The sequence below is a fragment of the Streptomyces sp. NPDC029151 genome, from assembly GCF_055564315.1.
In genome coordinates this window covers 440,235-453,218 of sequence record NZ_JBVHWQ010000002.1, presented here as the reverse complement: position 1 = coordinate 453,218, position 12,984 = coordinate 440,235, and the positions used below count along the sequence as shown (strand labels likewise).

General features: G+C 71.3%; 12 protein-coding genes and 1 riboswitch. Of the genes, 9 read left to right on the top strand and 3 right to left on the bottom strand.

From position 1 onward, the window contains the following. Nucleotides 1-158 precede the first annotated feature (158 nt). Nucleotides 159-1,421, top strand: coding sequence for a L,D-transpeptidase (locus ACZ4VF_RS09795; protein WP_467924472.1), 1,263 nt, complete (start codon nt 159-161; stop codon nt 1,419-1,421). A 74-nt stretch (nt 1,422-1,495) separates the two neighbouring features. Here ACZ4VF_RS09795 and ACZ4VF_RS09790 read toward each other — a convergent pair whose 3' ends face one another. Continuing rightward, entirely contained in the window at nt 1,496-1,897 is a 402-nt protein-coding gene (locus ACZ4VF_RS09790) for a response regulator (RefSeq protein WP_467924470.1), read from the bottom strand. A gap of 178 nt (nt 1,898-2,075) precedes the next feature. Between ACZ4VF_RS09790 and ctaE the strand changes: the two genes are divergently transcribed. The 7 genes from ctaE to ACZ4VF_RS09755 all read left to right on the top strand — a co-directional run bounded on the left by ctaE (nt 2,076) and on the right by ACZ4VF_RS09755 (nt 11,559). Then, nucleotides 2,076-2,696, top strand: a complete 621-nt coding sequence (gene ctaE, locus ACZ4VF_RS09785; RefSeq protein WP_030348419.1) for an aa3-type cytochrome oxidase subunit III — start codon at nt 2,076-2,078, stop codon at nt 2,694-2,696. Between the two features lie 62 nt (nt 2,697-2,758). Next, entirely contained in the window at nt 2,759-3,571 is an 813-nt protein-coding gene (gene qcrC / locus ACZ4VF_RS09780; protein WP_467924468.1) for a cytochrome bc1 complex diheme cytochrome c subunit, read from the top strand. Beyond that, nucleotides 3,568-4,626 carry a cytochrome bc1 complex Rieske iron-sulfur subunit gene (qcrA, locus tag ACZ4VF_RS09775; protein ID WP_467924466.1) on the top strand — a complete coding sequence of 353 codons (1,059 nt, stop codon included), beginning with the start codon at nt 3,568-3,570 and terminating at the stop codon, nt 4,624-4,626. The genes qcrC and qcrA overlap by 4 nt, the downstream gene beginning before the upstream one ends. After that, nucleotides 4,623-6,284 (top strand): cytochrome bc1 complex cytochrome b subunit, encoded by a 1,662-nt coding sequence (qcrB, locus tag ACZ4VF_RS09770; protein WP_467924464.1) that lies wholly within the window; start codon nt 4,623-4,625, stop codon nt 6,282-6,284. The genes qcrA and qcrB overlap by 4 nt, the downstream gene beginning before the upstream one ends. 121 nt (nt 6,285-6,405) lie before the next feature. Then, on the top strand, nt 6,406-7,470 hold the full coding sequence (gene trpD / locus ACZ4VF_RS09765; protein ID WP_467924462.1) for an anthranilate phosphoribosyltransferase: 1,065 nt from the start codon (nt 6,406-6,408) through the stop codon (nt 7,468-7,470). Nucleotides 7,471-7,542: 72 nt separating this feature from the next. Next, a riboswitch (SAM riboswitch) is annotated at nt 7,543-7,659 on the top strand. A gap of 133 nt (nt 7,660-7,792) precedes the next feature. Beyond that, nucleotides 7,793-9,154 carry an aminotransferase class V-fold PLP-dependent enzyme gene (locus ACZ4VF_RS09760; RefSeq protein ID WP_467924460.1) on the top strand — a complete coding sequence of 454 codons (1,362 nt, stop codon included), beginning with the start codon at nt 7,793-7,795 and terminating at the stop codon, nt 9,152-9,154. Between the two features lie 170 nt (nt 9,155-9,324). Next, nucleotides 9,325-11,559 (top strand): protein kinase domain-containing protein, encoded by a 2,235-nt coding sequence (locus ACZ4VF_RS09755; protein ID WP_467924458.1) that lies wholly within the window; start codon nt 9,325-9,327, stop codon nt 11,557-11,559. Here ACZ4VF_RS09755 and ACZ4VF_RS09750 read toward each other — a convergent pair. Then, the gene (locus ACZ4VF_RS09750) at nt 11,556-11,837 is read right to left on the bottom strand and encodes an Lrp/AsnC family transcriptional regulator (RefSeq protein ID WP_189307756.1); all 282 of its coding nucleotides are present in this window, start codon (nt 11,835-11,837) and stop codon (nt 11,556-11,558) included. The two genes, ACZ4VF_RS09755 and ACZ4VF_RS09750, sit on opposite strands and share 4 nt — an antisense overlap. Next, a complete protein-coding gene (locus ACZ4VF_RS09745) occupies nt 11,834-12,577 on the bottom strand; it encodes a rhomboid family intramembrane serine protease (protein WP_467924455.1) in 744 nt (247 codons plus the stop codon). Before ACZ4VF_RS09745 ends, ACZ4VF_RS09750 begins: the two co-directional genes overlap by 4 nt. Before the next feature lie 153 nt (nt 12,578-12,730). Between ACZ4VF_RS09745 and ACZ4VF_RS09740 the strand changes: the two genes are divergently transcribed. Further along, nucleotides 12,731-12,970: a hypothetical protein gene (locus tag ACZ4VF_RS09740; RefSeq protein WP_404069448.1), complete on the top strand. Its 240-nt coding sequence runs from the start codon at nt 12,731-12,733 to the stop codon at nt 12,968-12,970. Nucleotides 12,971-12,984 lie beyond the last annotated feature (14 nt).

The following is a 12,984-nucleotide window of genomic DNA, read 5'->3' as shown; positions in this document are numbered from 1 at the left end:
CACGCGAACGCGCCGGGAGCCCGGACCTTCCCCTGGGGGAGGGTCCGGGCTCCCGGCTTTCGCGCCGCTTCCGGCGCGTCCTTCCTTTGCCGCAGTGTCGTTCGCTCGTACGAGTTACCTGCCGCGCCGGTACGGTCTCCAGCTCATAACGTGATCATATGAACCACATTCCGCGGACCCGCACCGTCGTCAGCTGCACGCTGCTGGTGACCGCCCTCGGCGCGGGCGTCACCGCTTGCGGTTCGGACGGCAACCCCCTGTCGGCCAGGCCGTACGACGCAGCGGGCCTGATCTCCTTCAACGGCCCCACCGAAGCGGGGAAGCGGGCCGACCCGGACAAGCCCCTGGAGGTCACCGCCAGCAGCGGTGAGGGCCGGATCACGGACGTCACCGCCCGGGACTCCACAGGGCGCTACGTGGCGGGCGAACTCGCCGCCGACGGCAGCCGGTGGCACAGCACCTCACCGCTGGCCGCCAACGCCCACTACACGGTCACGGTGAGCACCGAGGACGAGGACGGCGCACCCGGCCGCAAGGTCCTCACCTTCGACACCAGCAAGCCCACCAGCAAGAAGCGCCTGAACGTCACGTTCGGGCCGGAGAAGGGCACCTACGGCGTCGGACAGCCGATCACGGCCCAACTCGACCAGGAAATCAAGGACAAGGCGCAACGCGCCGTCGTGGAGCGCGCGCTGCGGGTGGACTCCACGCCGGCCGTGCCGGGCGCCTGGCACTGGGTGGACAACAAGGAACTGCACTACCGCCCCAAGGACTACTGGCCCGTCCACGCCACGATCCAGGTGCACAGCAACCTGGACGGCGTCAAGATCGGCGACCGGCTGTGGGGCGGCCCCTCCAAGCCCCTGACGATCACCACGGGCGACCGGATCGAGGCCGTCACCGACGCCGCCTCGCACCAGATGACCGTCTTCAAGAACGGCCAGGAGATCAACCAGATCCCCGTCACGACGGGCAAGCCCGGCTTCGAGACCCGCAACGGGGTCAAGGTGGTCCTGGCCAAGCAGTACTTCGTACGCATGCGCGGCACCACCGTCGGCATCGCCGAGGGCAGCGCCGACTCCTACGACCTGCCGGTCTACTACGCCACCCGGGTCACCTGGTCCGGCGAGTACGTCCACGCGGCGCCCTGGTCCGTGGGCTCACAGGGCTACGCCAACGTCAGCCACGGCTGCACCGGCATGAGCACCTCCAACGCCGAGTGGTTCTTCGACACGGTGCGCGAGGGGGACATCGTCAAGGTCGTCAACTCGAACGGCGACGACATGGAGCCCTTCGGCAACGGCTTCGGCGACTGGAACGTCGACTGGCAGAAGTGGCGCCAGGGCAGCGCCCTCTTCAACGGCAGGCCGGACGGTCCGGCCCCGTCGGACGCGCTGCGCATCCAGCCGGCAGCGGTGTGATGAAGGGGCGCGGGGGACCGCGCGGCGAGGGCCCTCCGGCCCGCACCCGCGCACGGACCCGGCGCCCCGCCCCGCTAGGCGCCCACCAGGCGCTTCCGCCGCAGCAGGGAGGCCAGCGCCGAGGCGAACTCCACCGGGTCCACCGGCAGGGTCACCGCCGCGTCCGCCCGGCTCCACGTGGCCAGCCAGGCGTCCTGGGGCCGCCCCATGAGCAGCAGCACCGGCGGACAGCCGAACACCTCGTCCTTGATCTGCCGGCACATCCCCATGCCGCCCATCGGCACGGCCTCGCCGTCGAGCACGCACGCGTCGATGCCGCCCCTGTCCAGCTCCCGCAGCACCGCGTCCGGCGTCGCGCACTCCACGAACTCCACCAGGGGGACGTCCGGGGCCGGCCGACGCCCGGCGGCGAGCCGGACTTGCTCGCGGGTGGTGGAGTCGTCGCTGTAGACCAGCACCGTGGCGGTCGGCTGCATTGTTCCTCCGAGACGTCAGCGTCGTACGGACAGGACGGGCAGGCCCGTTCCGGCGGATGTTACTCCCGTCGCCGGGCCCGTGAACACCATGCCGAACACCACGTCAACACCGGTGTGGCGGGTGGCAACACTCCGAACGGCACCCCCCGGAGTGAGCGCGAGATAAGCGACCGACATAATGTCGGTCGTGGCGACAGCAACGACAGTAGAAACCGGGCACGCGCACCCGTCGGTCAACCGGCCGAACCTCACCAGCGTCGGAACCATCATCTGGCTGAGTTCCGAGCTGATGTTCTTCGCGGCCCTCTTCGCGATGTACTTCACCCTCCGGTCGGTGACCGGACCGGTCCACTGGAAGGAACAGGCGGAGGCACTCAACGTGCCCTTCTCCGCCACGAACACCACGATCCTGGTGCTCTCCTCCCTCACCTGCCAGCTCGGCGTGTTCGCTGCCGAGCGCGGCGACGTGAAGAAGCTCCGTGGCTGGTTCATCCTCACCTTCATCATGGGTGCGATCTTCATCGGCGGTCAGATCTACGAGTACACGGAGCTGGTGAAGAAGGACGGCATCTCGCTGTCCTCCGACCCGTACGGCTCGGTGTTCTACCTGACCACCGGCTTCCACGGCCTGCACGTGACGGGCGGTCTCATCGCCTTCCTGCTGGTCCTCGGCCGCACCTACATGGCCAAGAGGTTCACTCACGAGCAGGCGACCGCCGCCATCGTCGTGTCCTACTACTGGCACTTCGTCGATGTCGTCTGGATCGGCCTCTTCGCCACGATCTACCTGATCAAGTAGCCGGGACCGCTCCCGCACATCCAGAAGCACCGACGCAGAAGATCCTGACACCGGGGTAATCCGTGAAAAAGCTCTCCGCACGACGACGCCATCCGCTGGCGGCGGTCGTCGTCCTACTCCTCGCGCTGGCGGCCACTGGGGGGCTGTACGCCGCGTTCGCGCCCGCGGGCAAGGCGCAGGCCGATGAATCCTCCCAGTCCCTGACCATCAAGGAGGGCAAGAAGCTCTACGAGGTCGGCTGCGCCAGCTGCCACGGCACCGGTGGCCAGGGCTCCTCCGACGGCCCGAGCCTGGTCGGCGTGGGTGCCGCCGCGGTCGACTTCCAGGTCGGCACCGGCCGTATGCCCGCCGCCACCTCGCAGGGCGCCCAGGTCCCGCGCAAGAAGCCTGTCTACACGCAGGCCCAGATCGACCAGCTCGCCGCGTACGTCGCCTCGCTGGGTGCCGGCCCGAGCGTGCCCACCGAGCAGCAGTACGGCCCCGGCGGGGCGGACATCGCCAAGGGTGGCGAACTGTTCCGCACCAACTGCGCGCAGTGCCACAACTTCACCGGCAAGGGCGGTGCCCTGACCAAGGGCAAGTACGCGCCCAGCCTGGAGGGTGTCGCTCCGAAGCACATCTACGAGGCCATGCAGACGGGCCCGCAGAACATGCCGTCCTTCCCCGACACCACGATGTCGGAGAAGAACAAGAAGGACATCATCGCGTACCTGAACGCGGTCAACGGCGATGAGACCGACAACCCCGGCGGTATGGAGCTGGGTGGCCTCGGGCCGGTCAGCGAGGGTCTGTTCGCCTGGATCTTCGGCCTCGGCGCGCTGATCGCGGTCGCCGTCTGGGTCGCCGCTCGGACCGCAAAGGCCAAGAAGTCATGAGTAGCCAAGACATTCCAGAAGAGAACCTGCCCGCTGAGCAGGACCACGCACACGGCGCGGTAGGGATCGCGGACGAGGAGAACCCGTTCGCCGACCCGGGGCTGCCCCCGCACGAGCACCGGATCCAGGACATCGACGAGCGGGCCGCCAGGCGGTCCGAGCGCATGGTCGCCCTGCTGTTCACGGTGTCGATGCTGGCCACCATCGGCTTCATCGTCGCGTACCTGGCCATCCCGAACGACAAGTCGATCTTCGTCTTCCCGATCGGGCACATCAGCGCGATGAACTTCGCGCTGGGCCTGACCCTGGGCGTGGCGCTGTTCTGCATCGGCGCGGGCGCGGTCCACTGGGCCCGCACCCTGATGTCCGACGTGGAGGTCGCCGACGACCGGCACCCCATCGAGGCTCCCGCCGAGGTCCGGGCGAAGGTCCACGCGGACTTCCGCCAGGGCGCCAAGGAGTCGGCGCTGGGCCGCCGCAAGCTGATCCGCAACACCATGTTCGGCGCGCTGGCCTTCGTGCCGCTGTCCGGCGTCATGCTGCTCGGCGGTCTCGGCCCGGCACCGGGGACCAAGCTCCGCCACACCATGTGGGCCAAGGGCAAGCGCCTGGTCAACATGAACACGAACCAGCCGCTGCGTCCCGAGGACGTCGCCGTGGGCTCGCTCACCTTCGCCAAGCCGGACGGCCTGGAGGAGCACGACGAGGACTTCCAGAACGAGATCGCCAAGGCGGCCCTGATGATCGTCCGGATCCAGCCGGGCAACATCAAGGACAAGCGCGAGCTGGCGTGGTCGCACGAGGGCATCGTCGCGTACTCGAAGATCTGCACCCACGTGGGCTGCCCGATCTCGCTGTACGAGCAGCAGACCCACCACGTGCTGTGCCCGTGCCACCAGTCCACCTTCGACCTCTCCGACGGTGCCCGAGTGATCTTCGGCCCCGCCGGCCACGCCCTGCCGCAGCTGCGCATCGGCGTGGACAGTGAGGGTTACCTCCAGGCGCTCGGCGACTTCGAGGAGCCCGTCGGTCCTGCATTCTGGGAGCGCGGATGAGCACTACACCGAACGAAACGCCTTCATCCGCCGCTGCCGCGGCGGGCCGCTCCCGCGGGAAGGCACCGGCCGGCGAGCGCATCGCCGACTGGGCCGACGGCCGGCTCGGGATCTACTCCCTCGCCAAGGCCAACATGCGCAAGATCTTCCCCGACCACTGGTCGTTCATGTTGGGCGAAGTGTGCATGTACAGCTTCATCATCATCATCCTGACGGGTGTCTATCTGACGCTGTTCTTCCACCCGTCGATGAACGAGGTGGAGTACCACGGCAGCTACGTCCCGCTCCAGGGACAGCTGATGTCCGAGGCGTTCAGCTCGACCCTGCACATCTCCTTCGACGTGCGCGGCGGTCTGCTCATCCGGCAGATCCACCACTGGGCCGCCCTGATCTTCCTCGCCGGCATGTTCGTGCACATGATGCGCGTGTTCTTCACTGGCGCGTTCCGCAAGCCGCGTGAGATCAACTGGCTGTTCGGCTTCCTGCTGTTCGTCCTCGGCATGTTCACCGGCTTCACCGGTTACTCGCTCCCCGACGACCTGCTCTCCGGCACCGGTGTCCGCTTCACCGAGGGCGCGATCCTGTCCATGCCGATCGTCGGCACGTACATCTCGATGTTCCTCTTCGGCGGCGAGTTCCCCGGCCACGACTTCGTCGCCCGGTTCTACTCGATCCACATCCTGCTGCTGCCGGGCATCATGCTCGGCCTGATGGTGGCGCACCTGATCCTGGTCTTCTACCACAAGCACACGCAGTTCGCGGGTCCCGGGAAGTCCGAGAAGAACGTCGTCGGCATGCCGCTGCTGCCGGTGTACATGGCCAAGGCCGGAGGCTTCTTCTTCCTGGTCTTCGGTGTCATCGCGGCCATCGCGGCGGTCGCGCAGATCAACCCGATCTGGGCCATGGGCCCCTACCGTCCGGACCAGGTGTCCACCGGCGCCCAGCCCGACTGGTACATGGGCTTCGCCGAGGGTCTGGTCCGCTACATGCCGGGCTGGGAGATCAACTTCTGGGGTCACACGCTCGTCCTGGGCGTGTTCATCCCGCTGGTGCTCTTCGGTCTCGTCCTGGCGGCGATCGCGGTCTACCCGTTCATCGAGTCCTGGGTCACCGGCGACAAGCGCGAGCACCACATCCTGGACCGCCCGCGCAACGCCCCGACCCGTACCGCGTTCGGTGTCGCCTGGGTGACGGTCTACATGGTGGGCCTGGTCGGCGGTGGCAACGACCTCTTCGCCACCCACTTCCACCTGTCGATCAACGCCGTCACCTGGTTCGTCCGGATCGCCTTCTTCGCCGGACCGGTCATCGCGTTCATCGTCACCAAGCGGATCTGCCTCGGCCTGCAGCGCCGCGACCGCGACAAGGTGCTGCACGGTCGCGAGACCGGCATCATCAAGCGGCTGCCGCACGGTGAGTTCATCGAGGTGCACGAGCCGCTCAGCCAGGAGCAGCTGCACACGCTCACCGCGCACGAGCAGTACCGGCCGGCCGAGATCGGTCCGACGGTCGACGAGAACGGTGTCGAGCGCAAGGTGGGTGCCTCGGAGAAGCTGCGCGTCAAGCTCTCCAACGCCTACTACGGCGAGGACAACCAGATCCCGAAGCCGACCGTCGAGGAGTACAAGGAGATCACGAGCGGCCACGGCCACCACTGATCCCCGCGTCGCCACGCCACGCCGAAGGGCCCCGTCCGTAACCCGGACGGGGCCCTTCCCCGTGCCCGGGGCTGGATAGGGTGGTCCACGACGGAGCAGGAATCTGTACGAGGAGCGGCTGATGAGCGCTGTGACCCCCGCTGGAGGCGACACCGCGGCGGGCCGCTCCTGGCCCGCCCTGCTGAACGGTCTGCTGGACGGCCGGGACCTGTCCGCCGACGACACGGCCTGGGCGATGGACGTGATCATGCGCGGGGAGGCGACCGACGCGCAGATCGCCGCGTTCATGGTGGCGCTGCGGGCCAAGGGCGAGACGGTCCAGGAGATCACCGGACTCGTGCGGACCATGTACGCGCACGCGAACGTCATCGAGGTGCCCGGGCCGGCCGTGGACATCGTCGGCACCGGCGGTGACGGCGCCAAGACGGTGAACATCTCCACCATGTCCTCGATCGTCGTCGCCGGCACGGGTACGAAGGTCGTCAAGCACGGCAACCGCGCCGCGTCCTCCGCCTCCGGCTCCTCCGACGTCCTGGAGAAGCTCGGGATCAACCTCAACCTGACTCCGCAGCGGGTCGCCGAGGTCGCCGAGGAAGCCGGCATCACCATCTGCTTCGCCGTCCGGTTCCACCCGTCGCTGCGCCATGTGGCCCCGGCCCGGGCCCAGTTGGGCATCCGGACCACCTTCAACGTGCTGGGCCCGCTCACCAACCCGGCCCAGGTGCGGGCGCAGGCCGTCGGGGTGGCCGACCCCCGGATGGCGCCGATCGTCGCCGGTGTCCTCGCCGAGCGGGGCAACTCCGCGCTGGTGTTCCGGGGCGACGACGGCCTGGACGAGCTGACCGTCACGGCCCCCTCCCGGGTCTGGGTGGTCCGGGACGGCAAGGTGACGGAGGAGACCTTCGACCCGCGGGACGTCGGCCTCGACCTCGTCCCGGTGGACGCCCTGCGCGGCGCCGACGCCTCCTACAACGCGGAGGTGGCCCGCCGGCTGCTGGACGGCGAGACGGGCGCCGTACGGGACGCCGTCCTGCTGAACTCGGCGGCGGCCCTGGTGGCCCTCCGGCCGACGGACGCGCCCCTCGCCGAGCAGCTGCGGGCCGGCATGGCGCAGGCCGCGGAGTCGATCGACTCGGGCGCCGCGAAGCGGACCCTGGACCGCTGGGTGGCCGTCAGCAACGCCTAGGCCCCGGGCGTCGTCCCGCGATCCGGACACGGGTTGCGGGACGACGATCACATCGCGTACGTTCCTGTACCAGGTCATGAGTGACAGTCATGAGGCCCCGGCCGACTGTCCGGCAACCCTCCGTCCGTGGCGGGGTGCCCCGGGTGAAGACCAGGTCGTGCACAGCAAGGTGCACGGCAAGCGCGGATCCCTCACGAACCCAGGGATCCTGGTCGTCGAGGAGTCTTCCGTGAGCAAGCGAATGCGTTAGGGCCGCAGAGCCCCGCCTCCGCACACCCTTTCTCTCTTCTTCGTCTTCCCCTCGTCTCACGGGAGTTCCGCCATGTCCGTCTCCAGCGCTGCCTCCGACCAGACCGTTTGCACCCCTCTGCCCGTTCTGGGGCGAGATGTCACCGTCCCGCTCGTCACCGGCGGCGAGGTCACCTACGCCGCCCTGGACTACGCGGCCAGCGCCCCCGCGCTCCAGCGCGTCTGGGACGACGTCGCCGCGTACGCCCCGTACTACGGCAGCGTCCACCGCGGCGCGGGCTACCTCTCCCAGCTCTCCACGGACCTGTTCGAGAACGCGCGGACCACGGTCGCCGACTTCCTCGGCTGCCGGCCCACCGACCAGGTCGTCTTCACCCGCTCCACGACGGACTCCCTCAACCTCCTCGCCCGGGCGGTCCCGGCCGACTGCGAGGTCTTCGTCTTCGAGACCGAGCACCACGCGTCCCTGCTGCCCTGGCGGGACGCGCGGGTGACCTGCCTCGACGCCCCGCGCACTCCGCGGCAGGCCGTTCAGACCCTGGAGCGGGCCCTCGCCGACCGCGACCCCCACGGCCCGGCCCTGGTCTGCGTCACCGGCGCCTCCAACGTCACCGGCGAGCTGTGGCCGGTGCGCGAACTGGCTGCCGCCGCGCACGCCCACGGCGCCCGCATCGTCCTGGACGCCGCGCAGCTCGCCCCGCACCACCCGGTCTCCGTCACCGACCTCGACGTCGACTGGATCGCCTTCTCCGGCCACAAGCTGTACGCCCCCTTCGGCTCCGGTGTCCTGGCCGGCCGCGCCGACTGGCTCCAGGCGGCCGAGCCGTACCTCGCGGGCGGCGGCGCCAGCCGCAAGGTCACCCGGCGCGAGGACGGGGGAGTGGCCGTCGAGTGGCACGACACCGCGGCCCGCCACGAGGCCGGCTCCCCGAACGTCATCGGCGCCTACGCCATCGCCTCGGCCTGCAAGGCCCTGACCGAGGCCGGCTGGGACACCCTGGTCGCCCGCGAGCAGCACCTCGTCCGCGTGGTCCGCGAGGGCCTCGCCGAGGTCCCCGGGGTGCGGATCCTCTCCCTCTTCGGCGACGACGCCCCGCGGGTCGGCGTCCTCTCCTTCGTCGTCGAGGGCTGGAACAGCTCCCACTTCGCCGCCGCCCTCTCCGCCGAGTACGGCATCGGCGTCCGTGACGGCCTCTTCTGCGCCCACCCCCTGGTCCGCACCCTCCTCGGCAGCGACCCCCAGAGCCAGGGCGAGTGCGGCGCCCCCGAGGCGGCCCCCGGCGAGAAGTCCCTCAACGCCATCCGGGTCAGCTTCGGCGCCGGCACCCCCGACGAACACGTCGAGCGCTTCGTCGACGCGGTGCGGGAACTGGTGCGGGACGGCGCCAAGTGGCGGTACCGCACGGAGGACGGCCGCTGCGTCCCGGCGGTCTGAGACCGGCGTGAGCGGCGGCGCCCCGCGGGGCGCCACCGGACGCGCGGGACACCACGCCGGCCCCGCCCGCGCGGTACCCGCGGACCCGGCGGACGGCCGGGCGGCGCCCCCCGGTCCGAGGGCGCCGCATACACTCCCCCTGGCAGCAGCTAGACCGGGGGGAGCACGGAGTGCACGCGCTGCGCGCAGCTGACCCGCGCCAGATCGGCCCGTACACCGTCACGCACCGGCTCGGCGCCGGCGGCATGGGCGAGGTCTACCTCGCCGAGTCACGCACGGGCCTCAGACTCGCGGTGAAGGTGGTGCGGGCCGAGCACGCCGAGGACCGCACCTTCCGCGCCCGGTTCCGCCACGAGGTCCGCGCCGCCCAGACCGTCGGCGGCGCGGGCACGTACACCGCACGGGTCGTGGACGCCGACACCGAGGCCGAACGCCCCTGGATGGCCACGGAGTTCGTGCCCGGCCCGAATCTGCGGGACGCGGTCCTGGACCACGGCGCGCTGCCCGGCCCCGCGGTCCGGATCCTCGCCGCCGCGCTCGGCGAGGCGCTGGCCGCCATCCACGCCAGGGGGCTGGTCCACCGGGACCTGAAACCGTCGAACATCCTGCTCGGCCCGGACGGCCCCCGGGTCATCGACTTCGGGATCGTACGGGCCCTGGAGGCCACCGCGCTGACCCGCACCGGCGCGGTCGTCGGCTCGGTCGGCTACGTCTCCCCGGAGCAGATCCGCAACGGGGGCCAGGTCGGCCCGCCGAGCGACGTCTTCTCCCTCGGCGCGGTCCTCGCCTACGCGGCGGGCGGCCGGGAGCCCTTCGGCGAGGGGCAGGACTCGGTGGTCCTGCTGCGCATCCTCACCCGTGACGTCGATCTCTCCCATGTCCCGGAGGACATCCGTCCGCTGGTGGCGGCCTGTCTGCGCGAGGACCCGCTGGAGCGCCCGGAGCCGGCCGAGGTGGTGGCGGGCGCCGGCTTCACCCCGCAGACGCTGCGCACGGCCGTCCGCCCCGACTGGTACGGCCCCGCCGCGCGGCCCCGCCCGGCCACCGACGACCGCCCCAGCGGAGTGGAGTACCTGGCCCCCGTCCCCGCCGACCCCACCAGCCCCGGCTCACCCGCCCCGGCCCCTGCCGTCGCCGCCGCCCCCGGGGACCCCGCACCGGCCCCCGCTCCCGCCGACGCCACCGCCCCCGACTCACCCGCCCCCTTCCCCCGTCCGGGCCCCGTCGCCCCCGGCCGCCGCCGGGTGCTGAGGGCCCTCGCCGGCGGGGCCGTCGTGGCCGGGGCGGGTGCCGGCGGCTGGCTGCTGCAGCGGGGCACCGGCACCGAGAGCCTGCACGCCAGCTACCGCTCGTCGCAGGCCTCGGTCCCCGCCGTGGCGGCGAGCGGGAGCGCCGACCGGCCCGCGGTGCTGCGCTGGACCTACGACCTCGGCGGCATCGGCGGCCTGGACGGAGCGTGCTGCGCGCTGTCCCCGGACGGCTCCGTCGTCTACGCCGGCACCTCCGGCGGCGTCCTGCACGCCGTCTCCCGGGACGGCTCCAAGCGCTGGAAGGTCCGGCTCGGCGACGACGTCTCCACCCCCGTGGCCACCCGGGACGCCGTGTACTGCGTGGTGGGGTTCGAGGCGGAGGACGAGCGCAGGCTGACCGCGGTCAGCCCGTCCGGCAGCCCGCTGTGGACCCGCACCCTGGGCGACCGGAGGTACGCCGTCCCGGTCCTGCTCGGCTCGGACGTGCTGGTCTCCGTCGGCGGCACGGACGCGGGCGGGCTGCGCCGCTACGCCTCCGACGGCAGCGAGAGGTGGACCGCCAGGACCCCGGCCGGCCCCACCGGCACGCCCCTCGTCGCGGGCGGGCTGATCTGCACCGGCAGCTACGGCGACGTCCTGCTGGCGCTGGACGCGCGGGACGGCTCCCGCACGTGGCAGGTGTCCGCGGGCACGGACGTCACGGCCGTCGCCGTCGCGGGCACCACCCTGTTCGCGGACACCGCCGCCGAGCGCCAGGGGTTCCGTGTCCCGGACGGCCGCCGGCTGTGGCGCAGGGAGACCGACACCGGGCCGCTCGGCGCGGGCGGCCGCGCACTGGCCGTCGGCACGGAACAGGGCGTCGTGTACGCCGTCCGGGCGGCGGACGGCTCGCGCGCCTGGACGTACGACCTGAAGGGGAGCGCGGCCCAGCCGCGGGCGGTCGTGGCCGGCGAGACCGTGTACGTCCGCGCCGGCGACCGGGTCCGGGCACTGGACCTGGGCGGGAAGCAGCGCTGGAGCGCGGCCCTCGGCCGTGACGCGGGCGACGACCAGCACACGCCGGTCGCCCACGCCGGCCGCCTCTACGTCCCCTCGGGCACGGGCATCGCCGCGGTGCAGCTCGGCGGCCAGGGGGCGGCCGGACGGACCCCCTAGTTGTCGAGCCCGATCGCGAAGGCGGCTTCCAGGTCGTGCTGGGAGTAGGTGCGGAAGGCGACGTGGGTGTCCGTGGCCTCCACGCCGGGGATCTTGCTGATCCGGCCCGGGATGACCTCGGCGAGGTCGTCGTGACGGCGGACCCGGACCATGGCGATCAGGTCGTAGGTGCCGGTGACCGAGAAGACCTCGCTGACGCTGTCGAGCGCGGCGATCCGCTCCGCGATCTCGGGGATCCGGTCCACGCTGGTCTTGATCAGGACGATCGCGGTGATCACGGCTGTTTCTCTCCCTCGGGGACCGGAGCTGGGGCGGCTTTCACTCTAGTCCCACGTCCGTAGCGCACCCACGCGTAGCCGAAGCCCAGCCCGAACCCCACCAGGTGCGCCAGGTAGGCCACCCCGGGGCCGTCCGAGGCCCGCCCCGCCGCGAGCCACTGGAGGGCCGCCCACAGCGGCAGCACCACCCACGCGGGGAAGCGCAGCGGCAGGAAGAACAGGAACGGGAGGAGACTGGTCACACGCGCGCGGGGGAACAGGTAGAGGAACGCCCCGAGGACCGCCGAGACCGCCCCGGAGGCGCCGACCAGCGACTGTCCGGACGTGGCGTTGGCCGCCGCGTACCCCAGCAGCGCGAGGTAGCCGCAGCCGACGTAGAAGAGGGTGAACTCCACCCGGCCCATCCGCTCCTCGGTCATCGCCCCGAAGACGAAGAGGAAGAGCATGTTGCCGAGCAGGTGCACCCAGCTGCCGTGCACGAAGAGCGCGGTGGCCGGGGTGAGCGCCGCCCGGGCGGGTTCCTCGAACAGCTCGGCCGGGACCACGCCCCAGTGCCGGAAGTACGCCCGCTGCGCGGCGAACAGCGCGTCCCCGGAGCCGTACCCGGGGACCAGCCCGGAGGCGGGGCCCAGCGCGAAGACCAGGGCGCACAGGGCGATGAGGCCGTACGTCATCGGGGCCGAGGTGCCCCGGACCGCTCCGAGTGTCCTGCCGGCCGCCCTGCTCCAGGTGCTGATCATGACTACAGAGCATGACGTAACGGGACGCAAGCTGACAGACCGCCTCGCCGCCGTGAACGGACGGGCGGCGAGTCCCCGGCAGGCCGTAGGGTTACGAGCCACACGCGTCGGGGGACGGCGCGGACCGACACGAGAAGGAAGAGAACAGTCACCATGACGGTTCCCCTGCCGACGGCCACGACACGATGGCGCTGCACCCTCTGCGGCAACCTCACCCGGTTCGACGTCACCCGCTCGTCGAAGGTCGTCGAGTACGTCCACCTCGACCTCGCCGGCGAGTCGACCGTGGAGGAGCGCGAGGTGGTCAGTGAGACCATCGAATCGGTGCGCTGCCGCTGGTGCAACGCGGTGGACCAGGTGGAACTCGTGGACAGGCCGGGCGCCGGCTCCTGAGCGGAGCGGGCCCC

Excerpts from the sequence above, each read along its gene's own strand:
- ACZ4VF_RS09795 (WP_467924472.1), top strand. The coding sequence starts at position 159 with ATGAACCACATTCCGCGGACCCGCACCGTCGTCAGCTGCACGCTGCTG.
- ACZ4VF_RS09790 (WP_467924470.1), bottom strand. The coding sequence starts at position 1,897 with ATGCAGCCGACCGCCACGGTGCTGGTCTACAGCGACGACTCCACCACC.
- ctaE (WP_030348419.1), top strand. The coding sequence starts at position 2,076 with ATGTCGGTCGTGGCGACAGCAACGACAGTAGAAACCGGGCACGCGCAC.
- qcrA (WP_467924466.1), top strand. The coding sequence starts at position 3,568 with ATGAGTAGCCAAGACATTCCAGAAGAGAACCTGCCCGCTGAGCAGGAC.
- qcrB (WP_467924464.1), top strand. The coding sequence starts at position 4,623 with ATGAGCACTACACCGAACGAAACGCCTTCATCCGCCGCTGCCGCGGCG.
- trpD (WP_467924462.1), top strand. The coding sequence starts at position 6,406 with ATGAGCGCTGTGACCCCCGCTGGAGGCGACACCGCGGCGGGCCGCTCC.
- ACZ4VF_RS09760 (WP_467924460.1), top strand. The coding sequence starts at position 7,793 with ATGTCCGTCTCCAGCGCTGCCTCCGACCAGACCGTTTGCACCCCTCTG.
- ACZ4VF_RS09745 (WP_467924455.1), bottom strand. The coding sequence starts at position 12,577 with ATGATCAGCACCTGGAGCAGGGCGGCCGGCAGGACACTCGGAGCGGTC.
- ACZ4VF_RS09740 (WP_404069448.1), top strand. The coding sequence starts at position 12,731 with ATGACGGTTCCCCTGCCGACGGCCACGACACGATGGCGCTGCACCCTC.